The 20,327-nt window shown below is 33.5% G+C and carries 17 protein-coding genes, 1 tRNA gene and 1 pseudogene; 16 read left to right on the top strand and 3 right to left on the bottom strand.

All coding sequences use genetic code 11. The features are described from left to right. Positions 1-219 precede the first annotated feature (219 nt). The 15 genes from BM077_RS06215 (at position 220) to BM077_RS06145 (ending at position 16,797) form a co-directional block, all read left to right on the top strand. Positions 220-846 carry a redox-sensing transcriptional repressor Rex gene (locus BM077_RS06215; protein ID WP_089748911.1) on the top strand — a complete coding sequence of 209 codons (627 nt, stop codon included), beginning with the start codon at positions 220-222 and terminating at the stop codon, positions 844-846. Between the two features lie 355 nt (positions 847-1,201). Next, positions 1,202-1,561 (top strand): (2Fe-2S) ferredoxin domain-containing protein, encoded by a 360-nt coding sequence (locus BM077_RS06210; protein ID WP_089748912.1) that lies wholly within the window; start codon positions 1,202-1,204, stop codon positions 1,559-1,561. Positions 1,562-1,578: 17 nt separating this feature from the next. Then, complete coding sequence (gene nuoE / locus BM077_RS06205) at positions 1,579-2,025, top strand: NADH-quinone oxidoreductase subunit NuoE (protein WP_255361584.1); 447 nt, start codon at positions 1,579-1,581, stop codon at positions 2,023-2,025. Positions 2,026-2,043: 18 nt separating this feature from the next. Further along, positions 2,044-3,705, top strand: a complete 1,662-nt coding sequence (nuoF, locus tag BM077_RS06200; RefSeq protein WP_089748914.1) for an NADH-quinone oxidoreductase subunit NuoF — start codon at positions 2,044-2,046, stop codon at positions 3,703-3,705. Beyond that, the gene (gene fdhF / locus BM077_RS06195; protein WP_089748916.1) at positions 3,702-6,386 is read left to right on the top strand and encodes a formate dehydrogenase subunit alpha; all 2,685 of its coding nucleotides are present in this window, start codon (positions 3,702-3,704) and stop codon (positions 6,384-6,386) included. Before nuoF ends, fdhF begins: the two co-directional genes overlap by 4 nt. A 37-nt stretch (positions 6,387-6,423) precedes the next feature. Continuing rightward, positions 6,424-7,224, top strand: a complete 801-nt coding sequence (gene fdhD / locus BM077_RS06190; protein ID WP_089748918.1) for a formate dehydrogenase accessory sulfurtransferase FdhD — start codon at positions 6,424-6,426, stop codon at positions 7,222-7,224. A 230-nt stretch (positions 7,225-7,454) separates the two neighbouring features. Continuing rightward, complete coding sequence (locus tag BM077_RS06185; RefSeq protein WP_089748920.1) at positions 7,455-9,014, top strand: methyl-accepting chemotaxis protein; 1,560 nt, start codon at positions 7,455-7,457, stop codon at positions 9,012-9,014. A gap of 166 nt (positions 9,015-9,180) precedes the next feature. Further along, positions 9,181-10,584 (top strand): L-seryl-tRNA(Sec) selenium transferase, encoded by a 1,404-nt coding sequence (selA, locus tag BM077_RS06180; protein WP_176941656.1) that lies wholly within the window; start codon positions 9,181-9,183, stop codon positions 10,582-10,584. Next, on the top strand, positions 10,584-12,491 hold the full coding sequence (gene selB / locus BM077_RS06175) for a selenocysteine-specific translation elongation factor (protein ID WP_089748924.1): 1,908 nt from the start codon (positions 10,584-10,586) through the stop codon (positions 12,489-12,491). Before selA ends, selB begins: the two co-directional genes overlap by 1 nt. 78 nt (positions 12,492-12,569) lie before the next feature. Then, positions 12,570-12,670: transfer RNA gene (locus BM077_RS06170), tRNA-Sec, on the top strand. A gap of 182 nt (positions 12,671-12,852) precedes the next feature. After that, positions 12,853-13,587, top strand: a complete 735-nt coding sequence (locus BM077_RS06165) for a hypothetical protein (RefSeq protein WP_089748926.1) — start codon at positions 12,853-12,855, stop codon at positions 13,585-13,587. 318 nt (positions 13,588-13,905) lie between these two features. Beyond that, complete coding sequence (locus tag BM077_RS06160; RefSeq protein WP_176941657.1) at positions 13,906-14,916, top strand: radical SAM/SPASM domain-containing protein; 1,011 nt, start codon at positions 13,906-13,908, stop codon at positions 14,914-14,916. Between the two features lie 118 nt (positions 14,917-15,034). Next, positions 15,035-15,250: a hypothetical protein gene (locus tag BM077_RS06155; RefSeq protein WP_089748930.1), complete on the top strand. Its 216-nt coding sequence runs from the start codon at positions 15,035-15,037 to the stop codon at positions 15,248-15,250. An 11-nt stretch (positions 15,251-15,261) separates the two neighbouring features. Further along, positions 15,262-16,080 (top strand): dCTP deaminase domain-containing protein, encoded by an 819-nt coding sequence (locus BM077_RS06150; protein WP_089748933.1) that lies wholly within the window; start codon positions 15,262-15,264, stop codon positions 16,078-16,080. Positions 16,081-16,092: 12 nt separating this feature from the next. Further along, a complete protein-coding gene (locus BM077_RS06145; protein ID WP_089748935.1) occupies positions 16,093-16,797 on the top strand; it encodes a DUF2284 domain-containing protein in 705 nt (234 codons plus the stop codon). Positions 16,798-16,873: 76 nt separating this feature from the next. Here BM077_RS06145 and BM077_RS14205 read toward each other — a convergent pair. From BM077_RS14205 to BM077_RS06135, 3 genes and pseudogenes are all read right to left on the bottom strand, one after another. After that, positions 16,874-17,002: pseudogene (locus BM077_RS14205) on the bottom strand (ATP-binding protein); the annotation flags it as partial. A gap of 624 nt (positions 17,003-17,626) precedes the next feature. Continuing rightward, the gene (locus BM077_RS06140; RefSeq protein ID WP_089748937.1) at positions 17,627-18,070 is read right to left on the bottom strand and encodes an Hsp20/alpha crystallin family protein; all 444 of its coding nucleotides are present in this window, start codon (positions 18,068-18,070) and stop codon (positions 17,627-17,629) included. 118 nt (positions 18,071-18,188) lie between these two features. Then, on the bottom strand, positions 18,189-18,596 hold the full coding sequence (locus BM077_RS06135) for a hypothetical protein (RefSeq protein ID WP_089748939.1): 408 nt from the start codon (positions 18,594-18,596) through the stop codon (positions 18,189-18,191). A 393-nt stretch (positions 18,597-18,989) separates the two neighbouring features. Here BM077_RS06135 and BM077_RS06130 point away from each other — a divergent pair, with 393 nt between their 5' ends. After that, positions 18,990-20,228: an IS110 family RNA-guided transposase gene (locus BM077_RS06130; protein WP_089748655.1), complete on the top strand. Its 1,239-nt coding sequence runs from the start codon at positions 18,990-18,992 to the stop codon at positions 20,226-20,228. The last annotated feature ends 99 nt before the right edge of the window (positions 20,229-20,327 follow it).

The following is a 20,327-nucleotide window of genomic DNA, read 5'->3' as shown; positions in this document are numbered from 1 at the left end:
GATAAAGTTTAGTATTGTAGAAGTGATTTATAAATAGTAAAATAGGACTTAAAGAATAAATTTATTTGTGAAAAAAAGGATTTTTTAAATATTTGTAGTAATATATATAATAGGAATTGCCATGACAAGGATTTTATTGATATATAGAAAATGTGTAATTTGAATTTTCTATCTATTTAGGGCTAGTGAGAAATATAATAAACGAAAGGGGGAAAAGAATTGAAAGATGCAATAACACCTTCAACAACAATTGAAAGATTACCTATTTATTATCGTTCTTTGCAAAAATTAGATAAGAAGAATGTAGAAGTAATTTCTTCTAAAGAACTAGGTGAACGAATTGGCATTCCATCTACTCAAGTAAGAAAAGATTTATCTTATTATGGTGAATTTGGTCGGCGAGGCGTTGGCTATGAAGTACCAGTCTTATTAAAACACCTTAGAAAGATTTTAGGACTTAATCAGGATTGGGAAATAGTCTTAGTTGGTGCTGGACATTTAGGGCATGCTTTAGTTAATTACGGTGGTTTTAGAAAGTTAGGTTTAAATATTAATTATGTATTAGATGCCGACTCTAAAAAGATTGGGGAAGAATTTGGTGATGTAGAGATTAGTAATGTAGAGAATCTAACTGAAGTAGTTAAAGAAAGCGGAGCAGAGATGGGAATTATTGCTGCGCCAGCTGAATATGCACAAGGGATTGCTGACGAATTAATTGAAGCCGGAGTAAAGGCTATTTGGAACTTTGCGCCTACTCATATTAAAGTGCCTCATGAAATTGAATTAAGGAATGAGGATCTGTCAATAGGTTTGATTAGTTTAGCCTATCATTTATCAAGAAAATAGATTTAATCTAATTTTACAATGAATGCAGTATAATGATTGAAACTCATTTATTTATTCAATAAAAGAGGAATTTTTAGAAAAATAGCTAAATAAAATAATATACCAAGTGAATCTTGGTATATTATTTTATTTATGTTTGCCTTTATATTCAAATTCAGACTAAAAACTACAAATAAATTCAGAAAATTATATATATAATAATAATTGAGAAAATACAATTGTGATTAAAAAATACAATCATAATTAGAGAGGATTTGAATTGGTTTTTAACTCTATCTTGCATAACTAAATATATTCAAGGCATAATTATTTAATGGAGGAATCTAATTTTGAGTAAAAGAGGAGGTGTAACTTAATGAAGTCTTTAGAGGAGTTAAATAAGCTCCGTGAAGAGATAAGGTCTAAAGAAGCAGAAGCAGCGGAAAGTAATGTAAAGATTACTATTGCAATGGGTACTTGTGGTATTGCTGCTGGGGCTAGAGATGTTTCAGATGCTATTTTAGATGAACTAGAGGCACGTGGATTAGATGATGTGACTGTTACTTATACAGGCTGTATAGGTCTTTGTCAGCAAGAACCCTTAGTCAAAGTAAAAGCTGCTGAACAACCAGTTGTTCTTTATGGCAATTTAAATGCAGAATCAGCACGCAAAGTTGTAGCGCAGCATATAGTTAATAATCAAGTTGTAAGCGAATGGTCAATTAATAATAAATAAGTTAGGAGGTGGAAATGTTGGAAGCGAGCATAAAAGAAATTACAGAAAATTTTGAATCCGAGACAACCCCTTTAATTTCTGTCTTGCATAAGGTACAAGCTAAATTAGGTTATTTAAGTGAAGAGGTATTAGAGTTAGTAGCTAAATACTTAGATCTACCTTTAAGCAAGGTTTATGGTGTAGCAACTTTTTATACCTTGTTAGATACTGAGGAAAAAGGTGAGAATATAATCAGGGTTTGTGAAAGTGCTCCGTGTCATGTTAAAGGATCTACGAATGTTTTAACGGAAGTTAAAGAAAGGTTAGGTATTGATATTGGTGAAACAACAGAAGATAATAAATTTAGTTTAGAATTGACAAGTTGTTTAGGTGTTTGTGGAGTTGCACCAGCAATTATGATTAATGATAGAGTTTATGGAAATTTAACCGCCAATAAATTAGAGACTGTTTTAAAAAAGTATTAAGCAGAAAGGAGGGATATAATGGCTTTCTATAGAAGTCATATTTTAGTTTGTACAGACCAAGAATGTGTAGAGAAAGGTGCTAAAGAGGTAGAACGTACTTTAGTTAAAGAGTTAAAGAAGTTTAATTTAGATAATGAAATTAAAGTTGTTGATACAGGTTGTTTAGGCCCTTGTGAAGCAGGTCCATTAATGGTTATCTATCCAGAAGGGGTCTATTATGGAAATGTACAGGTAGAGGATGTTTCTGAGATTGTTGAAGAACACTTATTAAAGGGACGTCGCGTTAATAGATTATTGTATGAAATTGGGGATGATGCTGAGGTGATTGCCCCATATCAACAGGAGGATGTCTTTCCTGGTGAAATGAGGGTTGTATTGAGAAATTGCGGTATTATTAACCCGGAGAATATTAAAGAGTATATTGCTCAGGATGGATATCAGTCGTTAGGAAAGGCATTAACTGAATTAACCCAAGAAGAAGTAATTGAGATGGTAGAAGAATCTGGGCTTAGAGGACGAGGTGGTGCTGGTTTTCCAACCGGATTGAAGTGGAAGTTTACTAATCAAGCCGATGCTGATGAGAAGTATGTAGTTGCTAACGCTGATGAAGGAGAACCAGGCACTTCTAAGGATAGATTGATTATGGAAGGTGATCCACATAGTTTATTAGAAGCGATGGCGATTGCTGGTTATGCTGTTGGAGCTAATACCGGTTATATCTATATTAGAGGTGAATACCAGTTAGCTGTTAATAGATTAGAAACTGCTATTGAGCAAGCAGAAGAGTTAGGTTTATTAGGTGAAAATATCTTTGATTCTGGTTTTGATTTTAAAATTAAGATTAGAGAAGGAGCAGGAGCTTATGTTTGTGGTGAAGAGACTGCTTTACTTCAATCTATTGAAGGAGAAAGAGGAGAACCGCAGGTTAAGCCTCCTTACCCACCGAGTGAAGGTCTGTGGGGCAAGCCGACTTTAATTAATAATGTGGAGACACTGGCTAATATTCCGGTTATTCTTGAAAAAGGTGCTAAGTGGTATAGTGAGATTGGAACTGAAAGTTGTACAGGTACAAAAGTCTTTACTCTTAGTGGTGATGTAGAGAATGAAGGTCTAATTGAAGTGCCGATGGGTACTACTTTAAGGGAGATTGTTGAAGGCTTTGGTGGTGGAATTGTTAACGGTAGAGAGTTTAAGATGGCTCAAACTGGAGGAACTTCTGGAGGATGTATTCCAAAAGATTTATTAGACACACCTATGGACTATGATGCTTTAGCAGAAGTAGGAACTGCATTAGGCTCAGGAGCCTTATTAGTTATGGATGATACTCATTGTATTGTTGATATTGCAAAATGCTTCATGCATTTCTTTGAGCATGAATCCTGTGGTAAGTGTTTACCATGTCGTGAAGGGAACACTAGAATATATGAGATATTAGATAGGATATCGAAAGGAGAAGGCGTTTTAGAAGACTTAGATAAGCTACAAGATTTAGCTGATGTTATGTCTAATACAGCACTTTGTGGTTTAGGTCAAGCAGCGCCGACTTCAATTTATAGTACGTTAGATCATTTTAAAGATGAATATTTAGCACATATTACGGCTAAGGTTTGTGCTACTGATACTTGTCAGGCTTTAGTTGTAGATGATGAAGAAGAGTATGAAAGGAGTGAGACAGCGTGAGCGTAATTGTTAAGATTAATGGACAAGAGTTAGAAGCAGCAGGTGGGCAAACAATTTTACAAGTTGCTCAAGAGAATGGAATTGAAATTCCTAACTTATGTTATGATCCAGAGTTAAAGCCAGAAGGTGCTTGTAGGATGTGTGTGGTGGAAGTTGAGGATTCTGGACAATTAGTAACGGCTTGTACTACGGAAGTTAGTGAAGATTTAGTAGTAAATACTGAATCAGAAAAAGTAGTTAGAATGCGAAAATTGTTACTAGAATTATTACTTGCTAACCACGAACAAGAATGTTTAACTTGTGATAAAGCGGGGGCTTGTAACTTGCAAGATTATGCTTATAAATATGACCTTGAAGATAGTAGGTTTAAAGGTAGAATGAGAAAGTATGAAGGAATAGTTTCTGATAATCCATTCTTTATTCGAGATAATGAAAAGTGTATTCTATGTAGAAAATGTGTGAATATTTGTGACCAAGTACAAAGAGAAGCGGCTATTGGTTTTGAAGATAGAGGGTTTGAAACGACTGTTACTACTGCCTTCGATAGACCATTGGAAGAAGTAAACTGTCAATTCTGTGGTATGTGTCTCAATGCTTGTCCAACTGGAGCTTTGATGGAAAAGGATGCAATGGGTAAGGCAAGAAATTGGGAGCTAGATAAGGTCGAAACTACTTGTCCTTATTGTGGTGTTGGTTGTCAATTGGAGTTAAACGTAAAAGATAATGAAATAGTTAAAGTAACTACTAATCGAGATAATGTTAACCGTGGTCAAACATGTGTTAAAGGAAAGTTTGGACTGGATTTTGTAACTAATGAAGATAGATTAACTAAACCATTAATGAAGGTAGATGGTGAATTCAAAGAAGTAAGTTGGGACGAAGCCTTTGATACAGTAGCTAAAAGATTTGGCAAGATTAAAGAAGAGTATGGTGGAGAAGCTGCTGCTGGCTTGAGTTCGGCTAAGTGTACTAATGAAGAGAATTATCTAATGCAGAAATTTATGCGGGCGGTGATGGGCACTAATACTGTAGATCATTGTGCTCGTTTGTGCCACTCCTCTACTGTGGCCGGTCTGGCCAAAAGTTTTGGTAGTGGAGCAATGACAAATTCTATTAACGAGATTGAAAATGCGGATACAATATTTGTAACTGGGTCTAATACTACCGAGGCTCATCCTGTAATTGCCTTGCGAGTTAAGAAGGCACAAAAGAATGGCGGTAAATTAGTAGTAGCTGACCCAAGAAAGATAGATTTAGTGAAGTATGCCGACCTTTGGTTACAGCATAAACCAGGTACTGATGTAGCGTTATTAAACGGGTTGATGCATGTAATTATTAGAGATGGCTTATTAGATGAAGAGTATATTGAAAATAGAACTGAAAACTTCTCTGCTGTAGAAGATATAGTTGAGAAGTATACTCCAGAATATGTATCAGAAATTACGACTGTTCCGGCTGAGGATATCGTTAAGGCTGCTCATATGTATGGCGAAGCTGAAAGGGCTAGCATTCTTTACGCTATGGGCATTACGCAACATACTTCTGGAACCGATAATGTATTATCAATAGCCTGTTTAGCCATGCTAACAGGGAATGTAGGTAAGGAGAGTACTGGAGTTAATCCATTACGTGGACAGAATAACGTACAGGGGGCTTGTGACTTAGGAGCTTTACCTAATGTATATCCTGGTTATCAGGCTGTAGATGATCCAGAAATTAATAAGAAGTTTGAAGAAGCTTGGGGTGTAGAGTTATCGGATGAAGTAGGATATACTGTTACTGAAATCTTTGATGCTATCGAAGAAGATAAGGTCAAAGCATTATATGTCATGGGAGAAAATCCTGTTCTAAGTGACCCTGACTCGAATCATATTAGAGAAGCTTTAGAAGATGCAGAGTTTGTAGTAGTTCAGGATATCTTTATGAGTGAGACTGCTGAGTATGCAGATGTAATTCTTCCGGCTGCTAGTTTTGCTGAAAAAGATGGAACATTTACTAATTCAGAAAGAAAGGTTCAGAGAGTAAGAAAAGCAATTGATCCAGTAGGTGAGACTAAGGCTGATTGGGAAATCTTTACTGAATTAGCCAATAGGATGGGATATGATTGGGATTATAATCATCCAAGTGAGATTACAGATGAAATCGCAAGCGTAAGCCCTATTTATGGTGGAATTAGATATGATAGAATAGAAGAAGATGGCTTACAGTGGCCATGCTTAGACTATGATCATTCAGGAACTATGTACTTACATGAGGGTGAATTCGCTAGAGGATTGGGACAGTTTAATCCAGCAGAGTATATGCCACCACAAGAAGAACCAGATAAAGATTACCCGTATGTATTAACTACTGGTAGACGTCTATTCCATTTCCATACTGGTACGATGAGTCGTAATGCTGAGGCGTTAGATGCTCATTATCCAGAAGAGTTAATGGAAATGAATATAGCTGATGCTGAAAAGCTAGGGGTTGGCGAAGGAGATAAGGTAAAAGTAAGTTCACGTCGTGGTACAGTAGAATCTAAAGTGACCATCAGTGAACGAGTACCAGAAGGATTAGTCTTTATGTCCTTCCACTTTGCTGAATCTGCTGCTAATGTACTGACTAATCCAGCGTTAGATCCAGTAGCTAAGATTCCTGAGTATAAGGTCTGTGCAATTAATATAGAAAAAGTTAGTTAAGAATAATTAGTGAAGGTATGCAATTGAGGTGACTATAGTGAAAAGATTAGAAGAAGTTACAGTATTACGAGCAAATAGAGGAGAAATTAAAGAGGTAAATGATAAAGTAGTTGCTGAATTTCCTTTAACAATTATTTTAGATGATGAAGAGATAGTAACCTTACTCTGTACTCCTAATAAACTAGATTATCTAGCTTTAGGCTTTTTAAAATCAGAAGGTTTAATTTCTAAGCGTTCTGATATTGCAAAAGTTGAAGTCGATCAAGATGAGGGAGTTGTTAGAGTAGACACTACCGGTAAGACATCTTCATTAGTGAAGGAGTTATATGGAAAGAGGACGATTACTTCAGGCTGCGGTAAAGGAACTACTTTTTACAACGTAGTTGATTCACTTCAATGTAACAGAATTGAGACGGAATTAGATTTAGAGGTAGATGTGGCTTTAGAATTAGTTAGGGAATTACAAAAGAGGGCTGGATTGTTTAAGGAAACCGGTGGTTCACATAGTTCAGCCCTTTGTACTCCTGGAGAAATTATAATCTTTAATGAAGATATTGGCCGTCATAATGCTGTTGATAAGATTGTAGGCGAGACAATTATGAAAGATTTAGATTTAACTAATAAACTTATAGTTACTAGTGGACGGGTATCTTCGGAGATTTTGCTTAAAGTAGCCAAATTAGGGTTGCCGATTCTTATTTCACGAGCGGCTCCAACTTCTTTAACTATTGAGTTGGCTGATGAATTAGGAATCACTTTGATCGGTTTTGCTCGAGGTAGAAGATTGAATATTTACACTCATAATTGGAGAATTAAAGATAAAAAAAGCTCTCTTTAAAGAGAGCTTTTTTTATCTTTAATATGGTAAATATCATATTAATTACTAAGTTTTATATGATATAATATTAAATAATCAAATAAAAACTTATTATTTTTGCAATTATGACGAAACTTTAGATTAATTGCAGGAGAAGTGAACCAATTTATAGAAATAAGGCAATAGTAAAGTATTAATTTATGTAAGTGATAAAGATCACATACCTAAAAGGGGATTAGGAGGGAATTTTTATGAGATTAATTGATAAGGAGATGTTTGATCTTGATATTGAAAGGTCATTTAAGAGTCGTTTGTTATTAAAGACGCTAATTTTTTCAGGAATATTAGGATTAATTGGGCTGGTGTTATTAGGTGTTTTTACATATAAGTCAGCCAATAATAGTTTTAAAGCATTATCGACTGAGAAGTTAGAGATTATTGCGTCTGAACTTGTTGATGAGGTTAATACTATTAACCTTTCTAGTCCTGATTCGAATATGAAATTACAACAAAAGGTAAATAAGAGTGAAGAAGAATATTTTAGTAAAAATACAGGGTCTATTTTTATAATAGATAAATCAGGGGAATTATTAGTAGGAGAAATAAGTGAAGTAGCAAAAGATAATTTAGATTTTACAGAGAAGATTCGAGGTACTGAATCCGGAAAGATAGAGTATCAAGTTGATGGTAAAAATATGTTTGCTACTTACGAGTATAATCCTAAATCAGGATGGTATATATTCGTTGCTGATCGAATTGATAATATGACACGTTTTAGTACGAATGTTGCTTGGACGATGATTATTACTTGTATTATAGCTATGGCATTGATGGGGACTGGGGCAGTCTTTGTAACGAATAATATTACTAACCCAATCCACCAGATGGTTGATGCTTTGAGAAAGACAGAAGGCGGAGATTTAACATCCAGAGTCGGTTGTGCTGATCGTGATGATGAATTAGGGATTTTAGGTACCTCTTTTAACAATATGGTTACTAAACAGGCAGAAATGATTAAAAGTGTTAAAGATGCAGCCCAGGTAGTAACTAGTTCTAGTGAAGAGTTATCAGCAACTACTACTCAGTCGAATCAATATATTGAATCAACTACTGCTAGTATAACTCAATTATCTGCTAGTGTTCAAGAGATAGCTTCTAATGCTCAGGTAGTATCAGGTTCTGCTGAAGGGATGGCTAGTACAGTTGGTGTTGGAGAAGAAGCAGTAGAAAAGGCAATTGAAGAGATTAGTGCTGTTCGAAAAACCGTAGAAGGCACTTCGAATGTGATGCGTAATCTAGGTGAAAAATCACAAGAGATTGGTGAGATTATTCAATTAATAACTGATATAGCTGAGCAGACTAATTTATTAGCTTTAAATGCTGCTATAGAAGCTGCTAGAGCTGGAGAACACGGTCGTGGTTTTGCAGTAGTAGCAGAAGAAATCCAAAACTTAGCTGAAGAAACTGCTAAGGCTACTGATAATATAGCAGATTTAATTAGAGAGACACAGAACGAATCTCATGAGGCTATTAAATCTATAGAAAAAGGTGCGGAGGAAGTAGCAGTTGGTGAAGAAATTATTCAGCAGGCTGGAGAAGCTTTTGAAGAGATTAATGAAGAAATTAATGAAACTATTGGTCAGATTCAGGATACAAGTGCAGCTACAGAACAGATGGCTTCTGGGGCTGACGAAGTTGTTACTTCTACCGAGAATATAGCAGATATGTCGGTAGAGATAAAGCAGACAGCAAGTAACTTAGCTGAGGAAGCAAATGAATTGACTAAAATGGTGGAACAGTTTAAGATATAAAAGTTTAAAGATTTTACTGAAATGTTGTGGCCGAGATTGGTCACAACATTTTTTTATCTGTTAATATATAGGTATAGCAGGAAAATTAATTTTAATCAAGAATATTAGTCAAGGAAGTAGTGGAAAATATATTAAGTTTAAAATATAGAAAATTAGAGGTGGAAGTATGGAGAAGTACTTACGACAGATTCCTGCTGTGGATAGAGTTTTGAATGAGGAGTCTATTAAAAAAATATTAGATGATTATTCTAGAAGATTAGTTGTAGATGCAATAAGGGATGTTAACCAGAAATTAAGAGAGAGAATTTTAGATAATAAAGAACTTCCAGTTGATTTTGAGGTTTCTTTAAATAGAGTAGTTGAATTAGTAGATAGAAAGCTTAAAGTTTGGCTACAATCTAATCTTAAACGAGTTATTAATGGAACAGGGGTCGTATTACATACTAATTTAGGACGTTCATTATTAGCTGAATCAGCACAGAAGCGTTTAGTTGAAGTTGCTGAGAATTACTCAACTTTAGAAATGGATATTGAAAGTGGTGAACGAGGTTCAAGATATGAGCATGTGACTGATTTATTGGTCTATTTAACTGGTGCTGAAGATTGTTTAGTAGTCAATAATAATGCTGGCGCAGTCTTATTAGCACTAAACACGTTAGCACAAGGTAAAGAAGTAATTATCTCTCGAGGACAGTTAGTAGAGATTGGAGGTTCATTTAGAATTCCAGAAGTCATGGAACAGAGTGGCGCAGATTTAGTAGAGGTAGGTGCTACTAATAAGACTCACCTTCGTGATTATGAAGCGGCGATGACTGATGAGACTGGCTTGCTCTTAAGAGCACATACTAGTAATTATCGAATTGTTGGTTTTTCCAAAGAAGTGCTTCTGCAAGATTTAGTTGAGTTAGGCCATGATAATGGATTGCCGGTTTTAGATGATTTAGGAAGCGGCACTTTAATCGATTTTAGCAAGTATGGTTTCAGCTCAGAACCAACGGTTCAAGAGAGTATAGAAACCGGTGTTGATGTAGTTACATTTAGTGGTGATAAATTATTAGGGGGACCACAAGCCGGAATTATTATCGGAAAGAAAGAATATATTCAACAGATGAAGAGGAACCCTTTAACTAGAGCTTTACGGGTTGATAAGTTTACATTAGCAGCCTTAGAAGAGACCTTGCGGCTTTACTTAGACTTTGAGGCAGCCATAGAGAAGATACCTACTCTGCGATTGTTAACGTTAGATTCGAAAGTACTAAAGGATAGAGCAGATAGATTAGCAGCCAATTTAGAAGAGTTAGGTGATGATTTGGAAGTGGATGTTAAAGAAGGGTATTCACAGGTAGGAGGTGGGGCCTTTCCTACGGAGGCTTTAGCTACCTTTTTAGTTGAAATTTCGATTACTAATTTAACTGCAGAGAGAATAAGTAGTAGACTAAGAGGTCTAAACCCTCCTTTATTCACAAGGATTCAATCAGAAAAAGTTATTATTGATCCTAGGACTATTAAAGAAGAGGAAATTTCGTTTATAGTCTCTCATTTTAAGGTTTTGTTAGAGGAGGAAGACTAATGAAACATTTAATTTTAGGAACAGCAGGTCATATTGACCACGGAAAGACGACTCTTATTCAGAAGTTAACAGGAGCTAATACTGATAGACTGAATGAAGAACAAGAGCGGGGTATCTCTATTGACTTGGGCTTCGCTTCTTTAGAGTTAAGTAATGGCGTAGAGTTAGGAATTATAGATGTACCAGGACATGAGAAGTTTGTTAAGAATATGTTGGCTGGCGCTGGTGGGGTCGATTTGGCCCTTTTGGTAATCGCTGCTGACGAAGGAGTTATGCCTCAAACAAAAGAACACCTTAATATTCTGGAATTATTAGGGGTCAAAGAAGGTATTGTAGCGATTACTAAAGTTGATTTGGTAGAAGAAGAGTGGTTAGAGCTAGTTAAAGAGGATATTAGAGAGAATTTAGAAGATACTTTCTTAGCAGAAGCACCACTAATATCGGTTTCTGGTGTAACAGGAGATGGTATTAATAAATTAATAACAAGTTTAGAGAATATGACAGAAGGAATAGCAACTAAGGAGCAGAATGATAATCTTTATCTACCTATTGACCGTAGTTTTTCAGTGGCTGGGTTTGGTACTGTGATTACTGGTACATTGATGGCAGGGAAGTTAGTGACTGAGGCTGAAGCAGTTATTTATCCACAGGAGAAAGAAGTTGAAGTTAAGAATATACAGGTTCATAATCAATCTGCACCAGAAGCGGTCGCTGGGCAGAGGACTGGAGTAAATTTAAACGGAGTAACAGTTGATGAAATTAATCGAGGAGATATCTTAGCTACACCTGACTCTTTAGCTCCAACAACATTAGTGGATGTTAAATTAGATTTATTAGCAACAGCACCATTAAGTTTAGAGTATAACGACCGATTACGAATTCATATTGGTGCTAAAGAAGTTTTTGGCAGGATTAGTATTTTAGATAAGGAATTTATTGAACCAGGAGAAAGTGCTTATGTACAATTAAGATTAGAGGAACCAATAGTTGCTTATCATAATCAACCTTTTGTAATTAGGCATTATTCACCAATGATTACTATTGGAGGAGGACGTGTATTAGCAGCTAACCCTAAGCGACATAAACGTTTTGATAAGACAGTATTAGAAAAATTAAGTATAGAAGAGAATGGTAGCACTTTACAGAGAATAGAATTGGCTTTAAAAGAGAGTTGGCAATCAGTTAAACCAGTTGATTTATTACCAGGTAGTGGATTAATAAAAGAAGTAATCGAGAGTAAGTGTGAAGAGTTAGTAACTAATGAGCAAGCAATTAAGTTTAATAAAGCACAAAATGTTGCTTATTTGCATAAGGATGTTTATTTAACGCTTCGAAAGCAGGTCAGCGATCTTCTTAGAGACTATCATAAGCAGTATCATCTACGTTGGGGTTGTTCAAAAGAAGAGATAAGAAGTCAGTTAAAGGTTGAGTTAGATAAACAAGAGTATGACCAATTCTTAACTGATCTAGTTAATGAAAACTTAATTGAAATTGAAGGTGCTGAGATAAGGCTAGAAGAGCATCAGATTAAGTTAAGCTCAGTCGAAGTAGAAGTTAAAGAAGATATAATAGATAAATTTAAAGCAGAGCCGTTTACTCCGCCTACTTTAAAGAGTTTGAAGGATGATCTGGCTAAAGAAGATAGATTAATTGAGGAAATATTTAATTTATTAGTTAGGGAAGGAATCTTGAAGCGGGTAGATTCTGAAATCTATTTCTATTATGAGACTTTGGATGAAGCAGAAAGAAGATTGCGGGGATTATTCGAAGAGAGAGATGAAGTGACGATTGGAGATTATAGAAATTGTTTGAATAGCAGTAGAAAGTATACATTGCCTTTGTTGAATTACTTTGACCAACAAGGAATAACTAAAAGAGTAGAGGACAAACGTATCTTAATTGATTAACTGTAGTTCCAATCTTTTTCTCTTGACAAATTTAAATAAAGAGGATATAATTATTGATGCAATTTAATAATTAATAGAGGGAATGGCTGTGCCCCTGGTGGGCACCACGGACTTCAAATCCGCTGGCGGGCCAGACTTGATCTGTCCGCGGTAGGTTCGATTCCTACACATTCCCGCCATTAATAAACCTTGACATGATAGGGATTACAGCACTTTTATGAGTGCTGTCTTTTTGATTTTTGATTATTTATTCTATAACGGGTATTTTTTGTTTGTTTAGAATAAAGGATTTAGATTATTGAAGTAGAATAGGATAATTAAGTATAATACGTTGATGATTACATATTAAGGAGACTTTCACATGCTGAAAACACTTAAAAAGAAATTAGTCATATTATGGTTTTTGGGCATTATACTTATATTTTCTCCTATATTAATGCACTATAAATTGAATTTGAATTGGGAGTCAGCACTTAGCTTACCAATTAATTTAGGAATTGCAATTGGGACTATATGGTTGGCTGTAATAGCATATAAAGAAATAAGATGGGTTCATAGAGAAAATCGACCAAGAATAGATATGAAAATTGAACTTGATGAAAATAATCATTTAGTATTAAAAGTTTGGAATACTGGAGAATTAGCTACTAGGGGTACTGCATATATGATAATAGAAGATCAAAAAAGAAAACAATATGCTTCTTATTCTAGTATTACTGCGATTTCTAAATTTGGGGATTTGACTGAAGAAGAATTTGATAATTATTGGTTTGCAAAATTAAATTTAAATTTAGAAGTTAGTTCAGAACCACATGTGTACCGATACCCATTTAGAATTCATCTAGAAAATTTATGTGGAGAACAAAATACTTCTCATTTCATTCGTATTGAAGGAGTATATACGAGTGCTGAGTATGGAGAAGAACAATATAAAATACTTAGACGATATCACATGTTGTCGCCTAATAAAAATGATTCTGATTGGACAATAGGTAGGGTAGGCTTAAATTTGATTTTTCGTCCTCATGTTGGTAAAGATTTGACAGAGGTTACCCCTCCTACATATCAAGAATATAATAGAAATCTGAAGAATTAAAAAGGTATTGTTAATGAGATAGAATTCAAGAATGATAATTATTCAGCTAAATATAATGTAAGATTTTAATTTTACCCGTGGCTAATTGAGAGGTTAGTTGCAGTTTCTTATTGAAAATATTTTTACAAAATCCACAATTATAAGCGCATATAATAGTATTTGATGAAATTATCATCATAAAAGCTTAGTTTTTTGAAGGAATATTTTAATTTATCATGAATTATAATAAATATATAACATATATATATTAAATTTAATATATATATGTTATATAAAAAGTATAAGGTGAGGCTGCAAATTATATTGGGGGTGAGAAGAGTGTATAATCAAATTAAATCTATTGGCATAGAACTTACGGACAGGTGTAATTTGATTTGCAAACACTGCTCTACTGAAGCGACCCCATTCAAAAGCACATTTTTGGATTTAAATACTATTAAAAGAATATTGCATACCGCTAAGGAATTTAACGCTGAATATCTTTCGTTATCAGGAGGAGAGCCACTACTTCATCCTCAAATAGAAGAAATTTTAATTACTGCTAATGAACTTCAATATGAGACTTGTATATATAGTTCAGGGGTAATGAATAATAAACAGCCTTTAGATAATGATCAAATAAAAATGATTAAAGAATATGCAGATAAAATTATTTTTAGTTTGTTTTCTGATAGTGCAGATATTCACGATAGAATTACTGACGTAAATGGTAGTTTTAATATTACTTTGCAATCAATAAAAAGTGCATTATCATTTAACTTAGAAACGGAAGTTCATACTGTACCGATGAGTATCAATTATAAGAGAATTCCTGCAATGCTCAAACTACTCGAAGGCATGGGAATAAATGAAATTTCTTTGCTGAGGCTTGTACCCCATGGAAGATATTCTGACAATGATGGACTTCGAATGACTAGACAGCAAGAGATTAAAATGAAAGAAAGTATTAAGAAGGTAGAAAAAACAAGTGGCATAAATAGAATTCGAAAAGGGGCACCATATAAATGTCTTTTTCTCAATGAGGCCAGTAGTTGTTCTGCAGGAGAAAATAAGATATTAATAAGTCCTAATGGTGATGTTCATCCTTGTGAGGCATTTAAATCAGATCCGAATGTTAGTAACATAAAAGAGCAAACTTTATATCATATTTGGTGGAATGATAAACAATTAAATGCCCTTAGAGACTTAGACCTTAAACAAATAAATAATTGTAATAATTGCCACAAATTAGATCTTTGTCAAGCAGGATGTCCTGGGCAAAGATGGCTGACATATAATGATATCGCTACTGGGCCTGAACCAGGCTGTCAAATTTTATCTAATCTCTAATCGGGAACCAGAAAACTGGTTCCTTTTTTTGATATGTAATGTAAATATATTTAATTTAAGTAAATAATGTATAAAGGAGTGATTTAATATTACTACAACGGAAGGCCTACTTTTTAGTATGTTATTGCTAGTGTTATTTGCAATTATCTTGGTTTTTTTTGCAAGAAAAGAAGAAAATGATGATGATGATATTAGAGTTAATTATGAATTGACTACTTTTTATGTAAGAACAGTATTATTGATAGTGATTATAATTGGAATATTATTAATTATGTTTGCTACAAGTGTTTGGATCTTGCCACAATTGACTCATATTTATTATATTAATAAGTAGAGGTGGTTTAAATGAATAATAAAGAATCAGGAGTTATATCGGGGAAAACATTTATTAAAAGAATAATTGGTGAAGGTAAAGAAGCTCCTTTAATTACTTGTGAAGAATGGGGATATTGTGATGGGAAAGATAAAAAATATAAACAGGAGACTTGTAATCCAAATTGTTACAAAGGGATAAAAAGTGATAATTTTAAGGGGTGGCAGATTGATTTAAATTTGGGAAAGGAGGCGTATATAACTGGTTCTAAAAAACCTATTATGTTAAAAAAAGAGGAATACTTAACAATTGAACCGGGAGATTTTGCTTTATTAGAAACCGAAGAAATAATTAACCTTCCTTCTGACTTAATGGGTTTTATATCTGTAAGATTTAAATATAAGAAAATGGGATTAGTTAATATTTCAGGATTTCATGTGGATCCTGGTTATAAAGGGAAACTAATTTTTTCAGTATATAATGCAGGACCAGACGATATAATTATGCAGCAGGGCAAACCAGTTTTTATGATTTTTTTCTTAACATTAACAGATAATTTAAAACAACTAGATAATGATGTAAAAGATGAAGGCTCTTGGATGCCTGATGGACTAAGAGAAATTCTTAATGATAAAGATAAGGATGAAATATTTTCTAAGCGAAAAGGATATAAAAATATACCTATAGAATTTATATCTATGATACAAGGTTCTAGTGTTTCATTATCTAAGAATAATGACCGGATTGATAATTTGGAATCGAAATTAAAAATGTATGGTTCAATTCTTGTGGGAATTATAATTGCTTTATTTGGAACTTTAATGTCACAAATTTTTCAACAGGGAGGTTAAGGTAGTAGACTAATGAACTATTTATATACAACAGGGCAAGGTAAAAGCTATCCAATTGAAATTGGTTATAAGTTCTTGAAATCACAGGATATTATATTTGACTATAAAAGAATAACAAGTCTATGTCGTTCTTGTGGTAATTTTAATAAAGGAGGAGGTTGTCCCCCTTTAGCACCCAACTTCAAAGATGTTATTAATGAAATGCAGGAGTCAATTATTATCTATGCAAAATTAGAATCTAAATTTAAATCACAAAAGGTAAAAGATAATAATAATTATTATATTCATTATAGATTTCAAGATGTAATTTTGTCTAACTTATTAACTAATCTTGGTTATAAAATAAGAGATAGTCATGAGAATATAGTATTTTTAAATAATGGGTTTTGTATGGGATGTAATAGTAGATGTAATTTTAAACAGGGTAAAGATTATTGTGCAAATCCAGAACGCAGAACATATTCTTTAGAATCAACAGGTGTGGATGTTGAAAAAACATTAGAAGATCATTTTTCTATTACACTTGAATGGTATAATAGAGAGAACTATGATGACATTAAGTATATGGTTAAGGCTATTGGGCTTTTTTATAATGATAATGTCTTAAATGAAGTTATAGATAATGATTTTATTAGTCATTTAAATAGTTTAAAGTCAACTAAATATCAGATTGGTTCCAGAATTTATGAAGAAAAATTGAAAGAATTTAGAAAATAATTTTTATTACTGAGATTTTAGTGTGTTTACTAATTAAAAATTGTACAACTCGCTAACATCCCAAATCCTAGTTTAGTTATTTGATTCCAACTTCTTTTTTAAGTACAGAATGCTTTAATCTATGACCTTGATCTTTAAAAACTAATATTTGAGCATGATGGATTAAACGGTCTACCATGGTTGTTGTTAATTTATTATCTCCTAAGACTGTATTCCATAATAATTGGTTTTACAGGATTTATTACTGATGCTTTTCTTTTGTGAGTCGTTATTTTTGGAGATAAATCCTCCATTTCAGCATACTTTCTAACAGTTCTCCGGTCAATTCCTAAACACTAGCGATTTTATTGTAACTTTCGTCTTTTAAATCAGTCGTACTTCTGATATAATTAATTTGAGTCATTTCTAGCATCTTTTTATGATCTCTTTGTGTATTTGATTGTATACTTAGAGCTTATACTTTTTTCGGGATGTTGGCAAGGACTTTTTCCATTTTAGGGTGTACATTTCTATATTACCATAAACAATAAGATTGTTTTCTTCAAAAGAAGATGGAGATATTTATGAGAAGTTAAAATTTGAGGAATCGGATGAAATGATTTTAAAGTTATAAATAATAATAATCTAGAATAATGAAATGGAAATTAGAATGCATAATAAATCTATCAAGTTTTTTGCTTGTAATTCTATATTGTTTTTAAAATATTCTCTAATGATATTATTTTTTTACTTTGTGTTTTATTGATGTTAGTGATATTACAGTATTAGTTTTAAAAGTGTTTGCTAATAAAAAAGCCCCTTAAAAAGGGGCAGGTTAATAAATATTAACCTAATGAAAATCAACATCAATTCTTTTTCTAGTATCAGATTGTAATTTAGGCATGTGAATTTCTAGAACACCGTTCTTATATGATGCTTCTACACCTTCTGGTGAAACTGGAGTTGGTAAATTTATAGAACGCTGAAAACGTCCGTAAAAGCGTTCTTGCCTATGCAGATGTTCTTCTTCAATTTCATTAGTTTTATTTACAGCACCACTAATTATTAGAAGGTTATTGTCAACTTCAATATTAACATCTTCCTTCTCTTCAAGGCCTGGGATGTCACATCTAGCTATAATTTCACCTTCTTTTTCATAGATATCAATATCTGGATTACCAAAATTTTGTCCAAAACGTGCTTTAACACCAGGTCTTTCATTTGTAAAGAAACGGTCAAATTCACGCCTAATATTCTCAAGATGTCTAAATGGCTCGTGAGGGATTAAAGACATATAGTATGACCTCCTAATTAAGTTGTTTTTTCTAATATTATATTCCCCAATATATTGGTAATTATCCGATAGTTATGTCATTGTAGAGTACAAATTTAATCATAGTCTTAAGCAATTTTTAATTATTTAAGTTATAATTATCATCTAAATAGAATTTTTGTGTAAAATCTACATATTCTTTAAATCTATTGTATATATCGTGACTAGCCCAATCTTGTTTAGTACTGTCATGTAATTTATTAATTAAGCTTTTAATTGCATCTTTTAAAGCTTGATTCTGTTCTTTCGTAATGAGTAGTCGATTGATATAGGTGCTTTCTATTTCTTTTAATTCTTGTTTACATGAATTGATAATATTTAATCCGGCGAAGAAAGTTTCGGCCTGCAGTTTATCTTCCCTAAAGTATTCACCTAAATACTGTTCAGTAGTATTTAAAATTTCTAAAAAAATTATATTATCCTCTTTATACTTTTCTAATTTATCTAAGAAACTTTTAAGTCCTATATTTTGATTCTTAGCTTTCATCAGAATCCCTCCTGTTGTGATATTTTATTAGTAAGAAATCTTACTAATAAGTTAAATAATTGTACTCCACCTTAACATTTGTCTAAAATTTTGTTATAATTACCCTGAAGCGAGGTGGAGTACCTCTGCGACTCCTTTTTCAAGGAGTAACGCTCGTACCATTGAGGACTCCAACTCGCTTTTTAATTTTTGAAAAAGTCAATCAATAGGGAGTGGGTTAGTCTTTATCCCTCCTTGCGGCTTCAATTGATTTTGAAGTAACGCTTTTATTAAGACTGGCTCCCACTCCTTTTAATCATCAGAGACGATAGATAGGACGCTGCGAACCAACGCTTCTACAACAGGACTCGCCTGATGATTATTAATAAATAATCTTTAAAGGAGTTGATTTTCATGAATTATCAAGACTATCTCTTCGTTGGTGTTGACACTCATAAGAATCAACATACTGCTGTGGTCATCAATTGCTTTCATCAAAAACTTGGCGTAGTTGAAACACATAATAACCCTAGTAATTTTGACGAACTTATTAAAGAACTTGAAACTCTTACTCCTAATCAGGAAACTTTAGTTTTTGGTCTAGAAGACACCCAGGGATTAGGCCGCTCTTTAGCTCAATGGTTAATTAAAAGGGATTATCAAGTTAAAGAAGTTAATCCTGCTTTAACTAAACGAGAAAGACAACATAGTCCTAATCCTGATAAGTCTGATCAAGTTGATGGCGAAGCCATCGCCAACGTATTACTAGCTCAATGGGATAAGTTACCCACCATTCATGAAGACGGTAATCATAAAGCTATTAAGCAATTAAATAATCATCTTCGTGGGCTAGTTAAGCAACGAACTCAGATTAAAAATCAATTACATAACTTAATTCATCAACAATATCCTAACTATGAGAAGTTTTTTAGCAACCCTTTTAAGGTAAAGACTGCTTTAGCTTTTTGGAAAAAGTTCCCTCATCCCAATAAACTTAAGCATTACGGTGAAAAAAGATTACAAAAATTCCTTAAAAAACAGACCAAAAACATATCCAATGATAAAGCTAGTAAAATCCTTTCGTTAGTTGATAAAGACCAAGAACAAGATGTTTCTGTAAGAGCTAGAAATAAACTTATTGTTATGCTAATTGAACAACTTCGGCTAATTAACCAACAACTAGAAAAGATTAAGACTGAGCTTCAAGAAGCGGTTGATAACAGTCCTTATCAACTTACTACCATGCCTGGCATTAGCTATAACCTGGCGGCTCAATTCATTGCTGAAATCGGTAATATTAGCCGCTTTAATTCAGCCAATCAGTTAGCTAGATATTCAGGCTTAGCACCGACTGAACACAGTTCAGGTAAATCAAGCCACACATCTCGTAAAAAGTATGGTTGTCGTAATCTTAACAATGCCTTTTATATGCTGGCCTTACAACAAATCAGTACTACTAGAAATGGTAAACCCAAAAATCCAGTTGCTTATAACTACTACCAAAAAAAATTAGCCGAAGGTAAATCTGGCAAATCTGCTTTAGTCTGCTTACAACGTCGCTTAGTTGATATTATTTTTGCTATGATGAGAGATAAAACAGCTTATAAATTGCCTGAAACTCCAGACTACGATGTCTTAAATAAAGCAGGTTAATAAGTTCATCTTGGTAACTACTGGTCTTGCTTTTAACTATTTAAAAATTTCATACATATGCATTAGGGGATCTCTAGCTTAAATTAGTTTCCATTTTTT

This window comes from Candidatus Frackibacter sp. WG13 (genome assembly GCF_900114655.1).
Taxonomy (GTDB): Bacteria; Bacillota; Halanaerobiia; order Halobacteroidales; family Acetohalobiaceae; genus Frackibacter.
This window is presented reverse-complemented; position numbering and strand designations above follow the sequence as displayed.

Excerpts from the sequence above, each read along its gene's own strand:
- BM077_RS06150 (WP_089748933.1), top strand. The coding sequence starts at position 15,262 with ATGAATAATAAAGAATCAGGAGTTATATCGGGGAAAACATTTATTAAA.
- BM077_RS06155 (WP_089748930.1), top strand. The coding sequence starts at position 15,035 with ATGTTATTGCTAGTGTTATTTGCAATTATCTTGGTTTTTTTTGCAAGA.
- BM077_RS06210 (WP_089748912.1), top strand. The coding sequence starts at position 1,202 with ATGAAGTCTTTAGAGGAGTTAAATAAGCTCCGTGAAGAGATAAGGTCT.
- BM077_RS06145 (WP_089748935.1), top strand. The coding sequence starts at position 16,093 with ATGAACTATTTATATACAACAGGGCAAGGTAAAAGCTATCCAATTGAA.
- selB (WP_089748924.1), top strand. The coding sequence starts at position 10,584 with ATGAAACATTTAATTTTAGGAACAGCAGGTCATATTGACCACGGAAAG.
- BM077_RS06135 (WP_089748939.1), bottom strand. The coding sequence starts at position 18,596 with ATGAAAGCTAAGAATCAAAATATAGGACTTAAAAGTTTCTTAGATAAA.
- BM077_RS06130 (WP_089748655.1), top strand. The coding sequence starts at position 18,990 with ATGAATTATCAAGACTATCTCTTCGTTGGTGTTGACACTCATAAGAAT.
- BM077_RS06140 (WP_089748937.1), bottom strand. The coding sequence starts at position 18,070 with ATGTCTTTAATCCCTCACGAGCCATTTAGACATCTTGAGAATATTAGG.
- BM077_RS06165 (WP_089748926.1), top strand. The coding sequence starts at position 12,853 with ATGCTGAAAACACTTAAAAAGAAATTAGTCATATTATGGTTTTTGGGC.
- nuoF (WP_089748914.1), top strand. The coding sequence starts at position 2,044 with ATGGCTTTCTATAGAAGTCATATTTTAGTTTGTACAGACCAAGAATGT.
- selA (WP_176941656.1), top strand. The coding sequence starts at position 9,181 with ATGGAGAAGTACTTACGACAGATTCCTGCTGTGGATAGAGTTTTGAAT.
- BM077_RS06185 (WP_089748920.1), top strand. The coding sequence starts at position 7,455 with ATGAGATTAATTGATAAGGAGATGTTTGATCTTGATATTGAAAGGTCA.